Origin of the sequence: Romboutsia maritimum, assembly GCF_002251085.2 — a bacterium.
Taxonomy (GTDB): domain Bacteria; phylum Bacillota; class Clostridia; order Peptostreptococcales; family Peptostreptococcaceae; genus Romboutsia_B; species Romboutsia_B maritimum.
In genome coordinates this window covers 1-1,102 of the sequence record NZ_NOJZ02000086.1, presented here as the reverse complement: position 1 = coordinate 1,102, position 1,102 = coordinate 1, and the positions used below count along the sequence as shown (strand labels likewise).

Genomic DNA, 1,102 nt, shown 5'->3' with positions numbered 1-1,102 from the left:
ACCCTATATAGATAGACACGTTTTTTCTCGTGTCCACTATATAGGATCCATTTTATAATTTTCTGCTCTTTTTTATTTATGAAAATTTATAAGGACAGGCAAGTTCTGTGCGGTTACGCATATAATGTATTAGACACAAACAAAAACAAGCAAGAAAGGGTGTAATTGTATGGCTAGAAATAGAAGTGAAGAAGTAAGAATACCGATTTCTTTTAAAAAGACACCTGAGGAATTAAGTGTATATAACTTTATAAAAAGTGAAAGTAAAGTTATAGGTCAAAGCGCTTATATTAAACAACTAGTAATCGAAGAAATGAAAAGGAAAGAGAAATGGTTATATGACTAATGTAAAAGAGCTCCAGGACTACTACTCCATAGAGCTCAAATAACAGTGGATTATAAAAATATAATTCGAGTAATATATTCGATGTTTTTATAAATATTCCTTTATTTTAATATCATTTCTAAATTACCTCTGATAATATTTTATATCAAGTTTTCATAAAAATATAACTAAGACAGGCAAGTTCTACGTATAAATTGCATAGAATGAAGTAAGAAAGGGGAAATAACATTAGATTTTACTTAGAGAGGAGTAGAGATATGGCAAAGAAACAAAGTTTAAAGTTGCAAGTAAGCTTTAAAGAAAATATATCAGACATAGAAATATATAACTATATACTTGAAAAAGGTAAAATAATGGGAATAAGTTCTTATATTAAAATTTTAGTTGCCGAGGATATGAAGAAAAATAAAGAATAAATTAAAAGAGCCAAGGGAAAGCGACTCCACAAGGCTCAAGAAAACAAAGAATTATAAAAATATAATTCGATAATATATTCTACAAAAACTAAAGAAACCCTTCAAATTTGAAGAGTTTATAAAAATACATGATTTAGCTAAGTTTTTCGTAGTACAGCTTCTTCCTTGACTTCGTCTTCGTTGCGTAGCTCACTATTACGATATGCGAGCGGTATATTAAAAGTTGCATGTCCTTTGAAAAAAATTGATTTTTACATGAAGTGAGCAACAAATTCCATTCCAGCGCCAAAGTTAAACAATTCTAACACCTCCACTAAAGATAATATTAATAAGATTATTA

At 28.6% G+C, this 1,102-nt stretch carries 2 protein-coding genes; both read left to right on the top strand.

Going from position 1 to position 1,102, the window contains the following annotated elements:
* Nucleotides 1–169: 169 nt before the first annotated feature.
* The gene (locus CHF27_RS14345) at nucleotides 170–346 is read left to right on the top strand and encodes a hypothetical protein (RefSeq protein WP_158534784.1); all 177 of its coding nucleotides are present in this window, start codon (nucleotides 170–172) and stop codon (nucleotides 344–346) included.
* A 257-nt stretch (nucleotides 347–603) separates the two neighbouring features.
* Nucleotides 604–762 (top strand): hypothetical protein, encoded by a 159-nt coding sequence (locus CHF27_RS14340; RefSeq protein ID WP_158534783.1) that lies wholly within the window; start codon nucleotides 604–606, stop codon nucleotides 760–762.
* Nucleotides 763–1,102 lie beyond the last annotated feature (340 nt).

Bases quoted from the DNA above. Each gene is read 5' to 3' on its own strand.
- CHF27_RS14345 (WP_158534784.1), top strand. From the start codon at position 170: ATGGCTAGAAATAGAAGTGAAGAAGTAAGAATACCGATTTCTTTTAAA.
- CHF27_RS14340 (WP_158534783.1), top strand. From the start codon at position 604: ATGGCAAAGAAACAAAGTTTAAAGTTGCAAGTAAGCTTTAAAGAAAAT.